Annotated in this window: 21 protein-coding genes; 12 read left to right on the top strand and 9 right to left on the bottom strand. The window is 61.3% G+C overall.

The genetic code is table 11. The annotated features are described in order from the left end of the window. Window positions 1–90 precede the first annotated feature (90 nt). The 4 genes from ACZ9HU_RS13635 (at window position 91) to ACZ9HU_RS13620 (ending at window position 4,529) form a co-directional block, all read left to right on the top strand. Window positions 91–1,020 carry a hypothetical protein gene (locus ACZ9HU_RS13635; protein ID WP_476105702.1) on the top strand — a complete coding sequence of 310 codons (930 nt, stop codon included), beginning with the start codon at window positions 91–93 and terminating at the stop codon, window positions 1,018–1,020. A gap of 70 nt (window positions 1,021–1,090) precedes the next feature. Further along, window positions 1,091–2,002, top strand: a complete 912-nt coding sequence (locus tag ACZ9HU_RS13630; protein WP_476105700.1) for a sulfite exporter TauE/SafE family protein — start codon at window positions 1,091–1,093, stop codon at window positions 2,000–2,002. Next, on the top strand, window positions 1,999–2,751 hold the full coding sequence (locus ACZ9HU_RS13625) for a TIGR02186 family protein (protein WP_476105698.1): 753 nt from the start codon (window positions 1,999–2,001) through the stop codon (window positions 2,749–2,751). Before ACZ9HU_RS13630 ends, ACZ9HU_RS13625 begins: the two co-directional genes overlap by 4 nt. Before the next feature lie 101 nt (window positions 2,752–2,852). Then, entirely contained in the window at window positions 2,853–4,529 is a 1,677-nt protein-coding gene (locus ACZ9HU_RS13620) for an ATP-binding protein (protein ID WP_476105728.1), read from the top strand. 1 nt (window position 4,530) lies between these two features. On the opposite strand, the gene ACZ9HU_RS13615 is transcribed toward ACZ9HU_RS13620, so the two are convergent. From ACZ9HU_RS13615 to ACZ9HU_RS13605, 3 genes are read right to left on the bottom strand one after another with little or no spacing between them, the layout of a single operon-like run. Next, window positions 4,531–5,955, bottom strand: a complete 1,425-nt coding sequence (locus tag ACZ9HU_RS13615) for an MATE family efflux transporter (RefSeq protein ID WP_476105697.1) — start codon at window positions 5,953–5,955, stop codon at window positions 4,531–4,533. Beyond that, on the bottom strand, window positions 5,952–6,692 hold the full coding sequence (locus ACZ9HU_RS13610) for a 7-carboxy-7-deazaguanine synthase QueE (protein ID WP_476105694.1): 741 nt from the start codon (window positions 6,690–6,692) through the stop codon (window positions 5,952–5,954). Before ACZ9HU_RS13610 ends, ACZ9HU_RS13615 begins: the two co-directional genes overlap by 4 nt. Then, entirely contained in the window at window positions 6,692–9,391 is a 2,700-nt protein-coding gene (locus tag ACZ9HU_RS13605) for a valine--tRNA ligase (protein ID WP_476105692.1), read from the bottom strand. The genes ACZ9HU_RS13610 and ACZ9HU_RS13605 overlap by 1 nt, the downstream gene beginning before the upstream one ends. Before the next feature lie 114 nt (window positions 9,392–9,505). Here ACZ9HU_RS13605 and ACZ9HU_RS13600 point away from each other — a divergent pair, with 114 nt between their 5' ends. The 4 genes from ACZ9HU_RS13600 to ACZ9HU_RS13585 are packed head-to-tail and all read left to right on the top strand — an operon-like array spanning window position 9,506 to window position 12,969. Then, the gene (locus tag ACZ9HU_RS13600) at window positions 9,506–10,618 is read left to right on the top strand and encodes an ABC transporter permease (protein ID WP_476105690.1); all 1,113 of its coding nucleotides are present in this window, start codon (window positions 9,506–9,508) and stop codon (window positions 10,616–10,618) included. Continuing rightward, the gene (locus ACZ9HU_RS13595; protein WP_476105688.1) at window positions 10,615–11,448 is read left to right on the top strand and encodes an ABC transporter ATP-binding protein; all 834 of its coding nucleotides are present in this window, start codon (window positions 10,615–10,617) and stop codon (window positions 11,446–11,448) included. The genes ACZ9HU_RS13600 and ACZ9HU_RS13595 overlap by 4 nt, the downstream gene beginning before the upstream one ends. A 7-nt stretch (window positions 11,449–11,455) precedes the next feature. Then, window positions 11,456–12,394 (top strand): MlaD family protein, encoded by a 939-nt coding sequence (locus tag ACZ9HU_RS13590; RefSeq protein WP_476105687.1) that lies wholly within the window; start codon window positions 11,456–11,458, stop codon window positions 12,392–12,394. Further along, window positions 12,391–12,969: an ABC-type transport auxiliary lipoprotein family protein gene (locus ACZ9HU_RS13585; protein ID WP_476105685.1), complete on the top strand. Its 579-nt coding sequence runs from the start codon at window positions 12,391–12,393 to the stop codon at window positions 12,967–12,969. The genes ACZ9HU_RS13590 and ACZ9HU_RS13585 overlap by 4 nt, the downstream gene beginning before the upstream one ends. Before the next feature lie 166 nt (window positions 12,970–13,135). Here ACZ9HU_RS13585 and ACZ9HU_RS13580 read toward each other — a convergent pair whose 3' ends face one another. From ACZ9HU_RS13580 to ACZ9HU_RS13555, 6 genes are all read right to left on the bottom strand, one after another. Continuing rightward, window positions 13,136–13,723 (bottom strand): hypothetical protein, encoded by a 588-nt coding sequence (locus ACZ9HU_RS13580; protein WP_476105682.1) that lies wholly within the window; start codon window positions 13,721–13,723, stop codon window positions 13,136–13,138. A 118-nt stretch (window positions 13,724–13,841) separates the two neighbouring features. Beyond that, window positions 13,842–14,537 (bottom strand): ATP12 family chaperone protein, encoded by a 696-nt coding sequence (locus tag ACZ9HU_RS13575; RefSeq protein ID WP_476105681.1) that lies wholly within the window; start codon window positions 14,535–14,537, stop codon window positions 13,842–13,844. Then, the gene (locus ACZ9HU_RS13570; RefSeq protein WP_476105680.1) at window positions 14,534–14,758 is read right to left on the bottom strand and encodes a hypothetical protein; all 225 of its coding nucleotides are present in this window, start codon (window positions 14,756–14,758) and stop codon (window positions 14,534–14,536) included. The genes ACZ9HU_RS13575 and ACZ9HU_RS13570 overlap by 4 nt, the downstream gene beginning before the upstream one ends. Further along, on the bottom strand, window positions 14,755–15,405 hold the full coding sequence (locus ACZ9HU_RS13565) for an HAD-IA family hydrolase (protein WP_476105677.1): 651 nt from the start codon (window positions 15,403–15,405) through the stop codon (window positions 14,755–14,757). The genes ACZ9HU_RS13570 and ACZ9HU_RS13565 overlap by 4 nt, the downstream gene beginning before the upstream one ends. After that, window positions 15,402–16,001 carry an FMN-binding negative transcriptional regulator gene (locus ACZ9HU_RS13560; RefSeq protein WP_476105676.1) on the bottom strand — a complete coding sequence of 200 codons (600 nt, stop codon included), beginning with the start codon at window positions 15,999–16,001 and terminating at the stop codon, window positions 15,402–15,404. Before ACZ9HU_RS13560 ends, ACZ9HU_RS13565 begins: the two co-directional genes overlap by 4 nt. Then, on the bottom strand, window positions 16,001–17,335 hold the full coding sequence (locus ACZ9HU_RS13555; RefSeq protein ID WP_476105675.1) for an RluA family pseudouridine synthase: 1,335 nt from the start codon (window positions 17,333–17,335) through the stop codon (window positions 16,001–16,003). Before ACZ9HU_RS13555 ends, ACZ9HU_RS13560 begins: the two co-directional genes overlap by 1 nt. Window positions 17,336–17,652: 317 nt before the next feature. On the opposite strand from ACZ9HU_RS13555, the gene rpsU reads away from it, so the two are divergent. The 4 genes from rpsU to gatA all read left to right on the top strand — a co-directional run bounded on the left by rpsU (window position 17,653) and on the right by gatA (window position 20,537). Beyond that, window positions 17,653–17,859 (top strand): 30S ribosomal protein S21, encoded by a 207-nt coding sequence (gene rpsU, locus ACZ9HU_RS13550; protein ID WP_168603737.1) that lies wholly within the window; start codon window positions 17,653–17,655, stop codon window positions 17,857–17,859. 231 nt (window positions 17,860–18,090) lie between these two features. Beyond that, entirely contained in the window at window positions 18,091–18,630 is a 540-nt protein-coding gene (locus ACZ9HU_RS13545; RefSeq protein ID WP_476105673.1) for an FKBP-type peptidyl-prolyl cis-trans isomerase, read from the top strand. Window positions 18,631–18,753: 123 nt separating this feature from the next. Further along, window positions 18,754–19,056: an Asp-tRNA(Asn)/Glu-tRNA(Gln) amidotransferase subunit GatC gene (gatC, locus tag ACZ9HU_RS13540; protein WP_476105671.1), complete on the top strand. Its 303-nt coding sequence runs from the start codon at window positions 18,754–18,756 to the stop codon at window positions 19,054–19,056. Then, window positions 19,056–20,537 (top strand): Asp-tRNA(Asn)/Glu-tRNA(Gln) amidotransferase subunit GatA, encoded by a 1,482-nt coding sequence (gatA, locus tag ACZ9HU_RS13535; protein WP_476105669.1) that lies wholly within the window; start codon window positions 19,056–19,058, stop codon window positions 20,535–20,537. The genes gatC and gatA overlap by 1 nt, the downstream gene beginning before the upstream one ends. The last annotated feature ends 1 nt before the right edge of the window (window position 20,538 follow it).

Raw genomic sequence — 20,538 nt, 5'->3', positions numbered from 1 at the left:
GTGCCATGGCATCCGGCTCTATCGCCGCTCCGTATGGATTTGCCGCAGGCGCCCTTGCCGGAACCACAGGCATTGGATTTGCCCGACCCCATGACCGAGGTCACATCTTCGGCAAGAGTAAGAGGGGCCGCCGCCCAGCAAATGCTCTATCTGGCCGTCATGGCCCAATTGCCATTGCCGTTTGATATGCCGCCTAAGCGCAATGAGGCGAAAAAAGACCCCTCGGTCGTCAAACGGCCTCCCTCCGTTTTACGTCTTTCGGCCAATGGCGGGCCGGTGTCGAAAGATGCAGCCATGGTGCCGCCACGCACGCAAGACTTGCTGGCATTAGGACAGCGCCAAACCTTATTGGCGCCCCGGTGGTCGGGCGACGGCTGGTTGTTGATGCGTCAGGGTGGCGCCAGCAACGCACTGTCAAGTGGCGGAGCGCCCTATGGCCCGACCTATGGCGCCAATCAGATCGGCGCTGTTCTGCGATACCGTTTGGTGCCCGGCTCGCCACTTAAGCTGACGGCCTATACACGCGCCTATGGTGCGCTGAACGGAACGGGTGAGAAGGAGGTCGCGGCGGGCCTTTCGCTGCGCCCGGTGCCGTCGGTTCCGATCATTGCCATGGCCGAAATGCGGGCCAGCCAGTTCCAGTCCGGCCAGACACATTTGCGCCCCTCGGTCAGTCTGGTGACGGAAATGCCACCGGTTGCCTTGGGTGGAAAGGTCGAAGCGGAAACCTATGTTCAGGCCGGTTACGTTGGCGGTCTGGCCGCCACGCCCTTTATCGATGGACAGATCCGGGTCGAACATGTCGTCAACCGGCCCGATGGCGCACAGGTCCGATTGGGCGTTGGCGCATGGGGCGGGGCGCAGGAGGGCGCCAATCGTCTGGATGTGGGGCCGACATTGCGGGTCGGCTTGCGCAGTGGCCGGGTGGGCGGACGTCTGGCCATCGATTACCGCTTGCGGGTAAAGGGTAATGCCATGCCCAGTTCCGGCCCCGCCGTGACGCTGTCCGCAGGTTTTTGACGCGCCTGTGCGGACTTGGGTGCGGGCGGGGCTTTCCCCTTTGGCAAACTGGCGCTAGCGTGGGTCTGCCATGGATGTCTATCTTCCCATTGCCAATCTTTCGGTCAACGGTCTGATTATTGTCGGGCTTGGGCTGCTGACGGGTATGCTTTCGGGCATTTTCGGCGTGGGGGGTGGGTTTTTGACCACGCCTCTGCTGATCTTTTACGGCATCCCGCCCACGGTCGCTGCCGCCTCTGCGGCCAGCCAGGTTACCGGGGCCAGTGTTTCGGGCATGCTGGCACATCACAAGCGTGGCGGGGTTGATTATCGGATGGGCGGCGTTCTGGTTGCCGGCGGCATTTTGGGTACGGGTATCGGCGCGTTGCTGTTCAGTTTGCTTCAGGCGCTGGGACAGATCGATACGGTCATCAACCTGCTTTATGTCTCGATGCTGGGCGGGATTGGCGCGATGATGGCGCGTGAAAGCATCCAGACCTTGCGCGCAGGGGCCGAAGGTTCGCGCCCGGTGCGCAGCCGCAGGCATCACCCGATGGTGGCGCGATTGCCGGGGCGTTGGCGGTTTTATCGGTCGGGTCTTTATATTTCGCCGCTGGCACCGCTGTTGCTGGGCGTGTTCACCGGCATTCTGACCATGCTGATGGGGATTGGCGGGGGCTTTGTCCTTGTCCCGGCCATGCTGTATATTCTGGGCATGAGTGCACAGGTCGTGGTCGGAACCAGCCTGTTCCAGATCCTGTTCGTCACGATGGCGACCACGATGATGCATGCGTTGACCACGCGGGCGGTGGATATCGTGCTGGCGGCGCTCTTGCTGATCGGATCGGTGTCGGGGGCGCAACTGGGCGCGCGTTTTGCCACTACGGCCAGCCCTGTTAAGCTGCGCCTCGCTCTGGCTGCCATCGTACTGGCCGTGGCGGCGCGCATGGCGCTGGGCCTGACATGGCGGCCTGATGAGATTTTCACGGTGAGCCTGCTGTGAAGCGTCTGCTTGCCCTTCTTGCCTTCTTCCTGCTGACCGGGGCCAGCGAGCCGGTGTTGGTCACCGACATTTCGCAGCACCGGATCGAATTGCGCCAAGGTTTTACCGGGGCGCAATTGCTCTTGTTCGGGGCGATCATGTCGCCCGACGGGGCCAGCGCGGCGCGGGACTATGACGTCGTTGTCGTTCTGGAAGGGCCGGCGCGCCAGATGGTTTTGCGGGAAAAGCAAAAGGTAGCCGGCATGTGGGTCAACGCCGAATATACAACGCTTCGTTCGGTGCCCAGTTTCTATGCCGTGGTGGCCAATCGTCCGATCCGCGAGATTACCGATCCGCGCACGGCGGCTATTTACCAACTGGGCCTCGATTCGCTGCAACTTTCGCCCAGCGACAGTATTGATCCGGCCCGCGAAACCCATTTTGCCAAGGGCTTGGTGGATCTGATGCAGCGGCAGGGCCTGTTTCATCAGGATGATCATGGCGTGACCATCAATGGTCAGGTGCTTTATTCCGCGCGTATCAACCTGCCTTCCAGCCTTCAGCCCGGCACCTACACGGCCGAAACCTTTGCCGTGCGCAAGGGGCGGGTGGTGGCCTCCGCCACCGCGCGGGTGGAGGTGGGCAAGGAAGGGTTTGAAAAAGCGGTTGCCGATTTCTCGCAAAAAGAATCGCTGGTTTACGGGCTGCTGGCGGTGGCTGTCTCGGTGGCGATGGGATGGATGGCCGGGCGCCTGTTTGCCTTGATTTGAAAAAGGCAAAAACTAAGCTTAATATTAACCTATTGCCCCCATTTTCGAAGCACAATGACAGGGGTTCGCATCTCGACAAAGGCGCGATTGGCATGAATGACATGGCCAATCATGTCTATCACGTGCATCGTACAGATCAGAGCGATCTGGGCGGTGCTGTTTCCGCGCCGGCAAATGCGACACAGCCCATTGGCGTTGTTCTGGAAATTTCAGGGTCCGGCGGTCTGATCGCCTTGGATTTGCAGCGGTTGGGCGAATGTGCATCGGATGCTGACCCCTCGGTCGCTCAATCGGGCCTTGTCGGCAGCCAGATTCGTATCATCACCGGCAATATCTGTCTTTTGGCCAGCGTGCGCGACCAGAAACAAGGGCGGCGCGGCGATGAAGGCATCGTGGCCAGCGTCGATTTTCTGGGTGAGGGGAAGGTTGATCCTGCCTCTGGCGCATTGACCAGTTTCCAGCGCGGGGTGACGCAATATCCCTTGCCGGGCGCCTTGGTCTATCCGGCGGCGACGGCGGATTTGCGGCGCATCTATTCCGGCGATGGCCGCGCCACCGTCGCCATCGGCCGCGTGCATCCCACCCGCGATATCAACGCCAGCCTGTATGTGGACCCATTGCTGGGCAAGCACTTCGCGCTTTTGGGTTCAACCGGCACGGGCAAGTCCACCGCGCTGGCCTTGATCCTGCACCGGATTTGCGAGGCATCGCCCCATGGCCACATTCTGATGATCGACCCGCATGGCGAATATGCCAGCGCGTTTCGCCATACCGGGCTGATCCTTGACGTATCGAACCTGCAATTGCCCTATTGGCTGATGAATTTTGAGGAGCATTGCGAAATCCTCCTCTCCAGCAAGGGCGAGAACCGGCAGATGGATGCTGAGATTCTCGGCAAATGCCTGTTGGCGGCGCGCCAGAAAAACCGTCTGGCCGAAGCTTTGGGCGGGCGGATTACGGTGGATTCGCCAGTGCCCTATCTGATCAGCGATCTTCAGGCGATCCTGCATCAGGAAATGGGCAAGCTGGAGAAATCCACAACGACCGCGCCCTATATTCGACTTAAAACAAGGCTTGAGGAATTGCGGGGCGATCCGCGATTCAACTTCCTGTTTTCGGGCATGCTGGTGGGCGACACGATGGTCGATGTGCTCTCGCGCATGTTCCGCCTGCCTGCCGGTGGACAGCCGATTGCGATTATCGATGTGTCGGGTGTGCCGTCGGAAGTGACCTCGACTGTGGTGGCTTTGCTCTCACGGCTTGTTTTCGACTTTTCGATCTGGGCGCGTGAGGAAGAGACGCGGCCTATCCTGCTGGTCTGTGAAGAGGCGCATCGCTATGTGCCCAATGAAAAGAACGCCGATGGGTCATCGGTAGGGCGCATCCTGTCGCGCATTGCCAAGGAAGGGCGCAAATATGGCGTCTCGCTGGGGTTGGTAACACAGCGCCCCTCCGACCTTGCCGAAGGCGTGTTAAGCCAGTGCGGCACGATTATCGCCATGCGTTTGAACAATGAGCGTGATCAGGCCTTTGTCCGTGCGGCCATGCCAGAAGGCGCGCGCGGTTTTCTGGATTCCATCCCGGCCTTGCGCAACCGCGAATGCATCATCTGCGGCGAAGGCGTGGCGATCCCGATGCGCGTCGCCTTTGACGATCTGGAGGAGGTCAAGCGGCCCGCCTCGTCCGACCCATCCTTCAGCCGGTTGTGGCGCGAAGGGGGCGATGATCACGACATGGTGCGCCGCACCGTCCAGCGCTGGCGCACCCAGGGGCGTTAAATCAGCCTTTCTTTGACGTAATCTTGCGCCAGTTGCCGCGCAGATAGATCGTGCTGGTCATCACCACCGCCACCACGGCGCTGAACGGATAAGCGTACCACAGCGCTTCGGCGCCGAGATAGGGGAACGCCGCGAAGTAAAAGCCCACGCGCGCCGGATACATCGCCACAAACATGATGACGAGCGGGATGATCACCGCGCCATAGGCCCGCATCGTGCCGGTCAGGATCATCATGATGCCGAACAAAACGAAGGATACCGACACGATCGGCTGCATATGCTGGGCAATCGGGATCGAGGGGCTGCCCGGAACAAGGAACATTTCCAGAAGCGGCGCATCGAAAATCACGATCAGCACGGCTAGCGTCACCGTCACGCTTTCATTCACGATCAATCCGCGCATCGTGATCTTGCTGACGCGCTTGTGCAGTCCCGCCCCGACATTTTGCGCCACCATGGCCGAAACCGCGCTGGCAATGGCAAAGGCGGGCATTTGCAGATAGTTCCACAATTGCATCGAGGCGCCATAGGCCGCCGCCGTCGCCACGCCTTCGCGGTTGACCAAGCCCACCATCACCAAACCGGCAGACGACACCAGCAGCATCTGCGCGCCCATGGGCAGGCCCTTGGCGATGATGAAGCGCAATTCCTCCCCACGCGGGCGCAGATAGGCCCATTCGGCCCCGCGCAGGCGCAACGGCAGATCGCGCAGATAGATCCACCCCAGCATCAACGCCGCGCCCGCGAAATTGGCCGCCGCCGTTGACCATGCCGAACCGGCAATGCCCATCGCCGGGATCGGGCCAAACCCGCGAATCAACAACGGATTCATCGTGATGTCGATAATCACCGTCAGGATCATGGCAAACAGCGGCACCTTGGCATCGCCAACCCCGCGCATCCCCATCGACAGCATGATGGAAAGCGACCCGAACGGCATGGTGATGAACACCACGCGCAGATAATCCAAGGCCTCGATCCGGCTTGCCTCTGGCGTGGCCATGAGATGCAGGAGCTTGGGCGCCAACACCGAACCGATCAGGCCGATCAGCACCGAAAGCGCGACGCAAAAGCCAGTGCCGGAACCAAACGTAATGCGCGCCGCATCCATGTTGCGGGCTCCGAAATACTGGCCCACGCGCACGGTCGTCGCCATGCCGAAACCGAACACTGTGGCCATCAACAGGAACATGATGATGTTCACATTGGCCGTCGCGGCCAGCGCGCTTTCACCGATCAGCCGCCCGACCCAGATCGAATTGATCGTACCGTTGAGCGTTTGCAGCAGATTGGACAAAAGCGTCGGGATCGAAAACATCAGCAATGTTTTCAAAATCGGCCCCTGCGTCAGGTCTCCGCGCATGGGGGCACTATGGCCGTGAGGGCGGGTTTCTGTTGCGGGCGCTTCGGTTACAATCTCACTCATGTGCCTCTGGTGTCGCCAGAAAGGTGAATATGCAAGCGGTCTGTCATCGCATAGCCGCGCATCAGACATTGATCAGTAAGCCATACCATTCGTCCGCGAAGGGTATCCGGGTCGCGCCCCTCTGGCATCAGGAAGATGCGGTCGGCGGGCAGGGCGTGTTCGGCGGCCAATGCGGCGACTTCTTCGACATCATCCGGGCGGGCCACCACGAATTTGAAGAAGGCTTTGGGATATTGGGCAAAAAAGCGCAAAGCCTCGGGGCGGATGGCCAGATCGCGCGGGTTGCCGGAATGGCTCAGCTTGGGGCTGACATTGTACTGATGCACCAGCGCGGCGAGCGATTCCGAGGGCACAACCGAGCCATTGGTTTCGATCTCGACATGATATTGGCCCAGCGTCGACAGATGATCGATCATCCGTACAAGGGCCGGGGCCTGAAGCAAAGGCTCGCCGCCGGTGATGACGAGTCGGTTTTGGCCAAAGCTGTGAATCAGCGCCGCGACTTCGGCCTCGGGCAGGGACAGTTGATTGTCGCGGCGGTCAAAGGCGATCCCGTCCTTATGGGGCCGGTTGTCGCCTTCAAAACGCCACGTATAGGCCGTGTCGCACCATTGGCACGCCAGATTGCAGCGCGACAGGCGCAGGAAGACAGAGGGGCGCCCGATGGACGCCCCTTCACCTTGCAAGGCTGCAAAGATTTCCGGTTTACCCGGAGTGATCGTTGCTAAGCTGAGCATTACCCCAACCGTGCCAGCGCGGCGGCAAGGCGGGTGGCCTCGGCGCTGTGATGGGCGTGGTCGGCGCGGGCCTTGTCGATGGCCTCGGGCTTGGCCTTTTCGACAAAGGCCGGGTTCGACAGGCGCTTGTCGAGCGAATCGCGCTCCTTTTCGGACGCGGCCAAAGCCTTGGCCAGACGCGCCTTTTCCGCCGCCACGTCGATCAACCCTTCGAGCGGGACGAGGATATTGGCATCGCCCGCGCCCACCTGCATCGCCGCACCCGCAGGGGCCGGGGCAAAGTGGATCGCATCCAGACGCGCCAGACGGTCAATCGCCACCGGATTGCGGGTGATGATGCCGCGCGTAGCCTCGCTCGGTTCGGGCAGATAGGCCGTCAGGCGCGAACCCGGCGCAAGACCCAGTTCCACCTTGGCGGCGCGCAGATTGCCGATCAGCGCGATCAGCCATTCGACCTCACGCTTGGCCTCGGCGTCCACTTCGGCCTGCGGGGCGGGCCATGCCGCCACGATCAACTCGTTTTCACGCGTGCCCAGTTTACTCCACAGTTCTTCGGTGACAAAGGGCATGAAGGGGTGGAGCATGACCAGAATTTGATCCAGCACCCAACCGGCGACAGCCTTGGTTTCCTCGTCGAACGAACCCTTGATCAGTTCGATGTACCAGTCGCAGAAACCGTCATAGACGAAGCGATAAATCGCATGGGCCGCCGCGTCGAAACGCAGGTCTTCCATCGCCTTGTCCAGAGCGGCGACGGTTTCGACGACTTCGCCGATGATCCATTTGTTGACCGCGCTGGTGGCCTTGGGCGCGGCGATCGAGGTGGACCCGACAATGCCGTTCGACTGACAGAAACGCGCCGCGTTCCAGAGCTTTGTGGCGAAGTTGCGATAACCTTCGACGCGCTTTTCATCCATCTTCACATCGCGGCCCTGCGATTCCATCGCCGCCATGAAAAAGCGCAAAGCGTCCGCGCCATATTTGTCGATCAGGCCCAGCGGGTCGACCACATTGCCCTTGGACTTGGACATTTTCGCGCCATCGGCGGCGCGAACCAGGCCGTGCAGATAGAGCTTCTTCCAAGGCACTTCCTTCATGAAGTGCATTCCCTGCATCGCCATGCGCGCATCCCAGAAGAACAGGATGTCAAAGCCGGAAACGAGCAGGTCGTTGGGGTAATGCTTTTTCAGCAGCGGCGCGTCTTCATCCGGCCAGCCCAGCGTGGCGAAGGGCCACAGGGCCGAGGAGAACCATGTGTCGAGCACGTCGGAATCGCGGGTCAGCGCCTTGTTGCCCGCCAGAGCCTGCGCTTCTTCCTCGGTTTCGGCGACGAAGACCTGACCGTCCTCGGCATACCACGCCGGAATGCGATGGCCCCACCAAAGCTGGCGCGACACGCACCAAGGCTGGATATTTTCCATCCAGTTGAAGAAGGTCTTTTCCCAGCTCTTGGGCACGATTTCGATGGCGCCCGAACGCACCGCCTCGATGGGCTTTTGCGCCAGAACGGCGGCATTCACATACCACTGATCGGTCAGCCAGGGTTCGATCACCACGCCGCCGCGGTCGCCAAAGGGCGTTTGGATGGTGCGCGGTTCGGCGTCGTGCTCGACCTCGTTGCCTTCCTTGTCCTTGGTGACATGGGGAATGAGGAAGCCCAGAGCCTTCATCTGCTCGACCACCATGCGGCGGGCCTCGAAACGCTCCACGCCAAGGTATTGCGCAGGGACCAGTCCGTCGGCGGTCTGCACCACATTGGCATCGGCGTCGAACATGTTGAGCATGTCATTGGCCGCGATCCCGGCGCGCTTGCCCACTTCAAAGTCGTTGAAGTCATGGCCCGGCGTGATCTTGACCGCGCCGCTGCCCAGTTCGGGATCGGCGTGTTCGTCGGCCACGATTTTGAAACGGCGGCCGGTGATGGGCTGGAGGATCTCCTTGCCGATCACGCTTTTGTAACGCTCGTCTTCGGGGTTTACCGCGACGCACATGTCGGCCAGCATGGTTTCGGGGCGCGTGGTGGCGACCTCGATATAATCCAGCCCGTCATCGCGGGTGACGCCATCGGCCAGCGGATATTTGAAATGCCAGAAGCCGCCCTTGACCTCGCGGGTTTCCACCTCAAGATCAGAAATCGCGGTTTTCAGCTTGGGGTCCCAATTGACCAGACGCTTGTCGCGATAGATCAGCCCCTGATTATAGAGATCGACAAAGACCTTCACCACCGCCTTGGTGAAATGCGGGTCCATCGTGAACTGCTCGCGCGACCAGTCCATCGAGCAGCCCAGACGGCGCAACTGGCCGGTGATGGTGCCGCCGCTCTCGGCCTTCCATTCCCAGACCTTTTCGATGAAGCCTTCACGCGTGTAATTGGTGCGCTTGTCGCCCTTGGCCTCCATCTGGCGCTCGACCACCATTTGCGTGGCGATGCCGGCATGGTCGGTGCCCACGACCCACAGCGCATCCTTGCCGCGCAGGCGCTCGTAACGGATAACGATGTCCTGAAGCGTGTTGTCCAGCGCGTGGCCGATATGCAGCGAACCTGTCACGTTGGGCGGCGGGTTCACAATAGTATAGGGCGCCGCATCGGGGCGCTCCGGGCGGAACAGATTGTTCGCTTCCCAATGGCCATACCATTTCGCTTCGATCCCGGCGGGGTCAAAGGTCTTGTCGAGCATGTTGGCGGTTTCGTCGGTCATGTCATATCCAGCTATTTGGCAGCGGCCTTTGCCAGCATGGCCCCCCTTTCGCAAGACTTGGTGCCGTAAAGCCCCCTTGCAGGGGCCGAGTTTTTCGCCCACAAGGTTGAATTCATGGCACCCGATTGCGAATTCCTGTTGGCCACGGATGCCGATGGCACGTCCACTCTGACCCTGTCAGGCGTGTTGACGATTGCCAGTGTGGGCAAGATTGACCACGCGCTGCGCCGGGAAAAGCCCGAATTCAGCCATTTGGATATATCGGCTGTGTCCGAACTGGATACGGCGGGGGCGTGGCTGGTTTGGCGCCTTGCCCGTGATGCCCATGCCGACGTGACGGGCAGCACCGAAAAGGCCGAGCGTTTGATCAACGCGGTCAAATGTTGCAGCGGGGACGCCCCCATCGCGCCGCCGCGCGCGCCGCCCTTGGTGCGAATCGTCGAGACGGTGGGCGTGGTGATGATCGGCCTGTGGCGTGGCACGGGATCCATTCTGGCCTTTCTGGGCGCGCTGGTTTCGGCATTGGGGCATGTGATCCGCCATCCTTCGCGGATGCGCTGGACCGCGCTGGTGCGGCAAACCGAATTGGTGGGCATTGACGCTTTGGCGATTGTCGGCCTGATGAGCTTCCTTGTCGGCGTTGTGATCGCACAGCAGGGCGCGGTCCAGCTTCAGCAATTTGGCGCCGAGATTTACACGGTGAACCTGACGGGGCGTATTTCGCTGCGCGAACTGGGCGTGCTGATGACCGCGATCATGGTCGCGGGCCGTTCCGGCAGCGCCTTTGCCGCGCAGCTTGGCACAATGAAGCTGACCGAGGAAATTGACGCCATGCGCACGATCGGCGTTTCGCCGATGGAGGCGTTGGTGGTGCCGCGCGTGTTGGCGGCGGTATTGATGATGCCTTTGCTGGGGCTTTATTCGGCCTTGGTGGCGATCATCGGCGGCGCAACGATCAGCGCGTTTACTCTCGACATTCCGTTCTTTAACTTCCTGTCCCGCATTCAGGAGGTCGTGCCGTTGATCGACCTGTGGGTGGGCATGATCAAGGGGCCGGTCTTTGGCCTGATCATTGCGATGACAGGCTGCTATCAGGGCATGCAGGTCAGGGGCAGCAGCGAGGAAGTCGGCCTGCGCACCACGCAGGCGGTGGTGCAGGCGATCTTTGCCGTGATCGTGATCGACGCTTTCTTTGCCGTGTTCTTTTCGGAAGTGGGCTGGATATGAACGGGGCCGTTTCCGATTTCGCGATCCGTATCGAGGGTCTGGAAAACCGTTTTGGCGACCATGCGGTCCATCAGGATCTCAGCCTTGATGTGCGCCGGGGGGAAATCATCGGCGTGGTGGGCGGATCGGGCACCGGCAAATCGGTGATGATGCGTTCGATCATCGGGTTGCAGACGCCTAACCACGGCCGGATCGAGGTTCTGGGCCATGAAATGGGCACGCCGCATGAACCGGGCCAAGCCGATATTCGCAGCCGATGGGGCGTTTTGTTTCAGGGCGGTGCGCTGTTTTCCACGCTGACCGTGGCGGAAAATGTCGAGGTGCCGCTCAAAGAATTCTATCCCGACATGGATCCTGAACTGCGCCACGAAATCGCGCGGTATAAGATCAGCCTGACGGGATTGCCCGATGATGCGGCGGCCAAATATCCGTCCGAATTGTCGGGGGGCATGAAAAAGCGTGCCGGTCTGGCCCGCGCTTTGGCGCTGGACCCGGAACTGCTGTTTCTGGACGAACCGACGGCGGGGTTGGACCCGATTGGGGCGGCGGCTTTCGATAATCTGACGCGCGAATTGCATGAAACGCTGGGGTTGACGGTGTTTCTCATCACCCATGACCTTGATACATTGCATGAAATTTGCGACCGCGTGGCGGTGCTGGCGGATAAAAAAGTCATTGCGGTGGGCACGATCCCTGAATTGATGGCCAGCGATCATCCCTGGATTCACGAATATTTTGGCGGGCCGCGTGGCCGCTCTGCGCTGATTTCGCGCGAGGGTGAAGCGACCAAAGACCTTGGGCTAGACAGCCCCAATCCGGCAAAGGCATAGAAGAGCGATGGAAACACGCGCCAATCATATCTGGGTGGGGGTGGTCACGCTGGTCCTGTTGGGGCTGGCGGCGGGATTTGCCCTGTGGCTGGCGCATCTGTCGCGCCATGAACGCAAACCCTATGACATCTTCTTTCGCCAATCGGTGGATGGTTTGGCCAAGGGCACGCCGGTCAATTACAAAGGCGTTCCGGCCGGACAGATCACCGAAATCGAACTGTCGCCCGATGATCCCAGCGTCGTGCGGGTGCGAATCAACATCGACCGCGAAGTGCCTATTCTTCAGGGCACGACCGCGACCATTCAGGGCAGCTTTACCGGCGTTTCGAATATTCAGTTGGCCGGCGGCAAGACCGGGCAGCCCGCCATCACGGCGCCCGGCCCCAATGGCGTGCCGGTGATCCCGACCAAGCTGTCGGGCCTTGGCGATCTGTTGTCCAGCGCACCGCAATTGCTCGAACGCATCGGGACGCTGACGGATCGCCTGTCGAACCTGATGTCGGACAAGAACCAGAAGAATATCGAAGGCATTCTGGCCAATACCAACCGGATGACGGCCAACCTTGCGGACGCGTCACCCCAGATTAAACAGGTCCTCACCGATCTGGATTCGGCCCTGTTGCAGGCCAAGGATTCCATGGCCGAGTTTCAGAAGCTGACCGCCAATTTCAACACGCAGTTGGATGCCAATGGCGATTCTGTGGTGTCGCAGCTCAATAAGACCCTGCGTTCGGCCCAGAGTGCGGCTGATGCGTTGAAATCGACCTTGGGCCAGACCGATCCGGCCATTCGCCGCGTGCGCGAAGAAACGCTGCCGCAGGCCGAAAGCGCGGTGCGTGAATTGCGCGCCACCAGCCGGGCCTTGCGCGAGCTGACCGAAAAAATTGACAATCAGGGCGCCGCAGCTGCGCTCTCACCACCCAAGCTGCCGGAGTATCACCCATGAAGAAGATCGCCGCTCTGATCGGGGTGTTGATGCTGGGCGCCTGCGTCAAGGTGGGGGCAGGGGGCAAGCCGCCCAAGCAGCTCTTCACCCTGCCGCCGGTTTCGGCGCCTGCGGGGGCGCTGGTGACGGCGACGCCGATCACGACGCTGTCCGTGGCGGAGCCGGATACGGAACGTGCCCTAGGCCTGACCCGGATTGCGGTGCGGGTGAATGACAACAGCATCGCCTATATGAAGGAAGGCCTGTGGAGCGAACGCCCCGCGCGCCTCTTGCGCAATCACATCGCCGAAGTGATCCGCGCCCGAGGCTGCCGCCTCGTCCTGATCGACGCCGAGGATGGCGGGCAGGCGGGGCAGCATCTTGGCGGGCGTCTGATCTTCATGGGCTATGACGATAAGACCCGCTCTGCCGTGATCCGCTATGACGCGCTGTTGACCAAGCTGGACGGCACTCTAGCCCAGCGCCGGTTCGAGGCGGTGGAAAAGGGCGTTGCGCCCAAACCGGAAGCAGTCGCCGAGGCTTTGGGCCGGATGTCGGACAAGCTGGCCGCCGAGGTTGCCGATTGGGTTGAGTGAGTGGTTTTCTGGGTTTTCCAGATGCCTCCGGCGGGCAAAGGGCGGGGGCCCTTTGCAATCCCGATATTGTCGGCGTGGCGGGTGGTGGGCTGCGTGGCGGTTGGTTTTTGCGTAGGGTTATTAAGCCGCTTCGCGGGAAGAAAAGAGACGTTCCGGACGCGGTGCCTTAGGAGACGTTCAGGGCTAAAGCATCATGAAGCTTAAAGCTCACTTCCCTCGCGTACAACGTGCCTTCAAGTCCAACATTAGTATCCCAGCAGACTTCGAAATCACCCGGCTGTGGGCCTCCGCAAGTAATCCACTCGCCGAACCTCGACGTAATTCGCCTTATTCCCAATCCTGCAATGCTCGAAGTGGCATCACCCGTCAGGCTCACGCCAGTGACGCCCGAGAGATGAATTTCCACCAGCACGTGCCGATCTAACACGAAATACCCATTTTCATCAATCGCATCGGTCATTCTAAACGCCCTCAGCACGATTGACGCTTGCCCGCCGGCAAGTTCTAATTTTTCCAGAGTGGCGTCATGAAATGACGGGACAAAGCCAAACCAATTGGCCACCTCCCGACCTCCAGCGAGGCCGAGGAAAGTATCGTTGTCGGTTATCCAATAGATCTCATTTGTCGCAGGCATAGCGATGTTTACCGTGGCTTGATCCTCGAGACAACGTCCGCTCCCCCTAACTTTCCGGACTTCCCGCCGCCGCGAAGCGGCTTTAAATATCAGCCATTCCGCGCCCAAGCACATCGCCACAACTGACGCGCAACCAAGACAGTAACGGGATTGCAAAGGGACAAGTCCCTTTGCCCGCCGGAGGCACTTAAACGCACCCGCCGGAGGCATCTTAAAACGCCCGCCAAGGACAAACCCCCTACCCCCGCGCCATCCGTACAAATTCAGCCGACAGGGCAAAGGCTTTAGCCCTCTTTTCGCGGCGTTCCTCGGCTTCCCAATCGCGGCCCCAGAGATCGGCCTGCCATTCTTCCTCAAGGGATGCCGCGGCCCAGAGCGCCTCGATCTCAGCGTCCGCTTCTAAAGCCTCCAACGCGATTAACAGCGAAGCGGCAAGGCTGGACATGTTGCGCAGGGCGGCAAGGGTAAAGGCATCCGCCGCCTCCAACCGGGCGCGCAGGACGGCCAGGCTTTCGGGCGGCTGGGGCTGGTGCATGATCCCGCTGACGCGCTGCATGCGCAGGCCGTGGCGCTGTTCTGCGGCGGTCAGGACCGGCTCCCAAACCTCGTTCTGCTTTTCGAACAGCGCGTCTTCGGGATCGGCGCGATAGCACAGCGTGTCGGTTTCGGCATAGGGCAGCAGCGAGGCAATCGCCTCGTCCCGTTCGCGCCCGATCACGTCCAGCGCATAATCGGCCATATCGCGCAGCACGAAACTGGCCGGATCGATTTCCTCACCCTGCGCCGCCCATTCCGCCGCCAAAGCCTCGGCCAGCGCGCGGGTGGGGACCAGTTGGGGCTTTCCGCCCACGGTCTTGATCGGACGACCATCCAGCGTGACCTGCCATGCGCCATCGCGCTCGGCCACGGAAACTTCCTTGTAAAACCGCTTCATTGCATCCCGTCTTGCTTTTTCCAGCGTTTCACCAAACGGCTGGGGAATATCAGTGCGTAATAGACCCCGCCCAGCAGGATCAGCAGCCCGACCAGTCGCGGCAAATCAACCTTGCCGCCCATGATGGCCGCGCCGACCATGGCCAGCAGCACGCCGACGAAACGCACAATCGTCAAACGCTTAAAGCGCGCCTTGGCCAAGGTTTCCGGGTCGATCCTCATCCCAGTAACTCCCGCAAATGCGCCGGATCGCGGGCCACGGCATCGGCGCCGGCGGCCATCAACTGATCCACGCTGTGATAACCCCAAGCCACGCCCAGCGCCCGCACCCCTGCGGACCGAGCCATGGCAATATCGAAACTGGTGTCGCCGATCATCACGCTGTTTTCCGGCATGGCCGCAGCCTCGAACAGCGCAGCCTCCAGCATGGCCGGATGCGGCTTTGACGGATGGCGGTCGGCGGTTTGCAGGGATACGAAATGATCCGTCAGATCATGCATCGCCAGACAATGCGCCAACCCGCGATCGCTCTTTCCCGTGGCCACGGCCATGGCCCAGCCATCGGCGCGCAATCCGTCGAGCAGGCTGCGAATACCATCATACAAAGGTTCGCCGATCCGCCCCTGATCACGCGCGCTGCGATAGGCGTATTTATATTCCTCGACCAAGGCGGCCTGCTGTTCCGGCTCTGCATCGGGCAAGAGGCGGCGCATGGCCACCGGCAGGCTGAGGCCGACAATCTGGCGCACAGCCTCTCGCGAGGGTGGCGTCAGGTCGAGCCGCGCAAAGGCATCGATCATCGCGGCCTGAATATCATGCTGTCCATCGACCAGCGTGCCGTCGCAATCAAACACGGCCAAACGTGTCATGCCAGCCCCCGCATCATCGCTGCCATGGCGCTGCTACCGGCTTCTTCCAGTCCGGCGGCGACCTGTTCGCGCAATTGCGCCGATTTGTTTTGCGACAGCTTGAAGGTCGGGCGCCATGCCTGCACCTCCATCTCAAAACCGACAATCGCGCCCATCAATTTGTCGATGTAGGCTGGATCGGATTTCTCCATCGTCCATGCCGGTGGGGGCAGTTTGGCCTCTTCCTGCGCCGACAGGTTCTCCAGCAGCCCATACAGCCCATCGCGATCCATCCGGCGAACGCGGCCCTCCATTTCAAGCGCGACATAGTTCCATGTCGGCACCTGATTGGGATCTTCGCCATACCAACGCGGCGAAACATAGGCGTCCGGCCCATTGACCACGGCCAGCGCCACCATGCCATCGATATGGCGCGTCAACGCATTGCCGCGCGCCAGATGGAATTGCACAGCCCCATCGCCCGTTGAAACCAACGGAACATGCGCCACACGCGGCCCATCGGGCGTGGTGGCAAAGATCATGGCAAAACCGATCTCGCGGATCAGTTGTTCGAACAGCACAGGATCATCATGTCGAAAGGCCGCGTTGGGATGCATTAACGACGGCCTCGCGGCGCAGTGGGTTTCCCGGCGGGTTTACCGGCGGGCTTTCCCGCAGGTTTGCCCGCAGGCTTACCCGCCGGGCGCCCGGCGGGCTTGCCGGCCAGTTTGGGCGCAGGCTTGGCGGCCGACTTGACCGTGGGCTTGCTGCCCAGACCTTTTTTGGGGCCGGACTTTTTGGGGGCCACGGGTTTGCCGGGCACCTTGCGCGAATCATTGCGCGCGCGGCCCGTGTCGAGGCGGCCGCGGCGTTCGCCCTTGCGCTCCTTGCGGTAATCCTTGGCATGGGCCTTGGCCGCCGCCTTCTTTTCCTCACGGCTCCATTCGCCGGTCGGATCTGGGATATATTCGCCTTCCGATTCCTCAAAGCCGAGCTGGACAAGGCTGGCCGCCATGTGATCGGGCAGGGGCGCCTCGACATCCAGCGGTGTGCCATCGGGATGATCGATGATCAGGCGGCGCGCATGCAGGTGCAGCTTGCGGCTGATGCTGCCCGAAAGGAAGGCGTCGGGGCCGCCATATTTGCCGTCGCCCACAATCGGGTGGCCAATGGCCGCCATATGGACGCGCAACTGGTGCGTGCGGCCTGTCAGAGGTTGCAGTTCGACCCAGCAGCAGCGATTGCCCGCGCGGTCGATCACGCGATAACGGCTGCGCGAGGGTTGACCATGTTCGGATTGGTCGACCATCATCTTTTCGCCGCCCGATCCGGGCTGTTTGGCCAAAGGCAGGTCGATCAGTCCTTCATCGATCGAAGGTACGCCAACCACCAAGGCCCAATAGACTTTCTTGGCCGTGCGCCCGGAAAAGCGCTTGGAGAAGAAAGCCGCGCTGCCCGGCGTGGCGGCGACCAGCAGCACGCCCGACGTGTCCTTGTCCAGACGGTGGACCAGACGCGGGCGCGGGCCGTTGGGCGCATAGGCGTCGAGCAGGCCATCAACGTGCTCAAACGTCCCGCTGCCGCCTTGGGTGGCAAGGCCGGGCGGCTTGTTGATGACGATGGCGCTGGGGTCGCGATGCAGAACGATGGAATCGGCCAGTTCGAGCTGCGCCTCGGTCAAAGGCTTGCGGGCGCGCACGCCCTTGCCGCCGCCGATACCCACGATGCTGTCGCCGGGTGGCACGCGCAGGGTCTGGCCCTTGGCCACGCGGTCTTCGGGCGCGGCGCGTTTGCCATCGACGCGGATCTGGCCGGTGCGGGCCCAGCGGCTGATCGTGGCAAAGCCGATCTGGGGCAAATGGCGCTTGAACCAGCGGTCGAGGCGGATGCCGTCGTCATCGCGACCAACGACAAATTGGCGGACCTGATTGGATGGTGTTTCTTGACTCATAGGCCGCCCCCTAGCTTATGGAGGCCATCGCGTATAGTCCGAGCCCCGGTATACTGGCTTTTGTCGTACAGGAAATGTGCGTTGGCGGTTGCCATGGCCCTGATTATAGGCCTATGAGCGCGCCGCACGTCGCTATTGGCGAGTCTCGTTTGGTGGATCACAGCTTGCCTTTGGCTTGCGACTCTGCTAGCGGGCCGCAAATCTTGCCGTCCCCACAGGGATTCGGCGCAAGTTTCGTTGCAATCCCTTGGGTGAACCCCCGCTCGATCGAGACTGGGTGGGGCTCTGGCCGACAGATATTTGAGGTGGTTCTTTTTATGCAGATTCTCGTCCGCGAAAACAATGTCGATCAAGCCCTGCGCGCTCTCAAGAAGAAGCTGCAGCGCGAGGGGGTGTACCGCGAGATGAAGCTGCGTCGCCACTATGAAAAGCCCTCGGAAAAGCGCGCTCGCGAAAAGGCCGCTGCTGTACGCCGCGCCCGCAAGCTGGAGCGCAAGCGCGCCGAGCGTGACGGCGCCAAGTAAGGCGACGTTGGCCTGAGACAGGCCGAATCAAAAAAGCCCGCCGGTCCGGTCGCTTTCAGGGCGGCCAAGACCGGCGGGTTTTTTGCTGTCTGCTGTTCGCGGCATCTTTAGGCAATTTCATGGTCTTTAAGACCTGTGTTGCGCTTGCACAGACCAAGGCGCGCCTGTAGGGAGGCGCGCAAGAGTTTTGGCCCCAACAGGCCGATTGATCGCATAGGACAGGATTACACCATGACCGAGATCACCCGCGTTCCCCTGCTGCCGCTGGCCAAGGGTTCGGTTTCGAAGCTGTGGCTGGGCACGCTGGCTGCCGTGCTGGTTGGCGGTACGGTGGCAATCGCCGCCAAGCCGCCGATTGTGGGCGTCAAGACGCTCAAGGCTGGCGAAGGCCCCAATCCCACCGTCGCGGATCTGGTGATGGTCAATTATGTCGGCAAGCTGGATAATGGCACGGTGTTCGACCAGAACAAGAACGTCATCATGCAGATGCAAGGCACGATCCCCGGTTTTGCCAAGGCGCTGGCCCAGACGCAGCGTGGCGGCAAGTATGTCGTGAATATCCCGGCCAAGCTGGCCTATGGCGACAAGGCTGCTGGTCCGATCCCCGCCAATTCGAACCTGACGTTTGAATTGGAAGTCATCGATTTCCGCAACCGTGCCGAGCTGGAAATGCAGCAGCGCATGATGGAACGCATGATGCGCGGTCAGGGCGGCGGTGCCGGTGCGGCTCCTTCGGCAGAAGCCCCTGTGGCTCCGGGCGGGGCGGAATAATCCGGCTTGCTTGAAGCGCCGCGCTTGCGGTGCTAGCGAAGTTACGGCGCGAGGGGCGGAAATGCCCCTCGCTTTGTTTGTGGGCCGGGTTTCCGGTCTGGATTTAATGGCAAAGGTTGTTGCATGTCGGTCGATACCGCCACAGTGGCCCGGATCGCCAGTCTTGCCCGTATCAAGGTAAGCGAAGGCGAATTGGAAGCGATGGTTCCTGAACTCAATGGCATCCTCAATTGGGTGGAACAATTGGGCGAAGTGAATGTCCAAGGGGTTGAGCCGATGACGGCGGTGATCCCCAATACGCTGCGTTTGCGCGAAGATATCGTGAATGCCGATCCGTTGACGGGCGGCGGTATTCGCGATGCGGTGCTGGCCAATGCGCCGGCGGCCGAACATGGATTTTTCGGCGTGCCCAAGGTGATTGAATAATGACTGGTTTGACCGATCTGGGCCTGATCGCGATCCGCGATGGCGTGGCCAAGGGCGAATTTACCGCTGTTGAAGTGGCCCATGCGTTTAACAGCGCTGTTGCCGATGCGCAGGAAGCGTTGAACGCCTTTATCGTGACCACGCCCGATGCGGCGCTGGCGGCGGCCGAAAAGGTCGATGCGACCCGCGCTGCGGGCAAGGAATTGGGCAAGCTGGCGGGCGTGCCCATTGGCATGAAGGATCTGTTCGCCACCAAGGGCGTGCAGACCTCGGCCGCATCGAAGATTCTGGAAGGCTTTAAGCCGCAATACGAATCGACCGTTTCGCAAAAGCTGTGGGACGCGGGCGCGGGTATGTTGGGTAAGCTCAACCTGGACCAGTTCGCGATGGGTTCGAGCAATGAGAGCAGCGCCTTTGGCCCCGCGATCAGCCCGTGGCGCCGCAAGGGCGACACGGCGGCGTTGACGGCGGGAGGTTCTTCGGGCGGTTCCTCGGCGGCGGTGGCAGCGCGTTTGTGTCCTGCGGCGACCGGCACTGACACCGGCGGTTCGATCCGCCAACCTGCGGCCTTCACCGGCATTTCGGGCATCAAGCCGACCTATGGCCGCTGCTCGCGCTGGGGCATTGTGGCTTTCGCGTCCAGCCTCGATCAGGCCGGGCCGATGGCGCATAGCGTTGCCGATTGCGCGCTGATGCTGGAGGCCATGGCCGGGTTCGATCCCAAGGATGCGACCTCGCTCGATATGCCGGTGCCCGATTGGTCGGCGTTGTTGAACGCTGATCTTAAGGGCAAGAAGGTCGGCATTCCGCGCGAATATCGCATCGAGGGCCTGAACGCCGATGTGGCGAAGGCTTGGGATGATGGCATTGCATGGCTCAAGGATGCCGGGGCCGAGGTGGTGGACATCTCGCTGCCGCATTCCAAATATGCGTTGGCGACCTATTACATCATCGCCCCTGCCGAGGCTTCGTCTAACCTCGCGCGTTATGATGGCGTGCGTTATGGCCTGCGCGAACTGCCCGATGGCGCGAACCTTCAGGACATGTATGCCGCCACCCGCGCCGCCGGTTTCGGGGCCGAGGTCAAGCGCCGCATCCTGATCGGCACCTATGTGCTCTCGGCGGGCTTCTATGACGCCTATTACACGCAGGCGCAGAAGGTCCGCACGCTGATTTCGCGCGACTTTGAAGAAGCCTTCAAGCAGTGCGACGTGATCCTTGCGCCCACCGCGCCGACGCCTGCCTTTGCGCTGGGCGAAAAGAGCAATCCGCTCGACCTGTATCTGGGCGACGTGTTCTCGGTGCCCGCTTCACTGGCGGGCCTGCCCGCGATGAGCGTGCCCGCGGGCCTGTCGAGCGATGGCCTGCCGCTGGGCTTGCAGATCATCGGGCGGCCTTTCGATGAACAGGGCGTGCTGAACGCAGGCCTTGCGATTGAACAGCGGGCGCAGTTCTCGGCCAAGCCGGAAAAGTGGTGGTAAT

Source organism: Novosphingobium sp. Sphag1I (assembly GCF_056279125.1).
The sequence above is the reverse complement of the archived record's forward strand: the minus strand, read 5'-3'. Positions and strand labels throughout refer to the sequence as shown.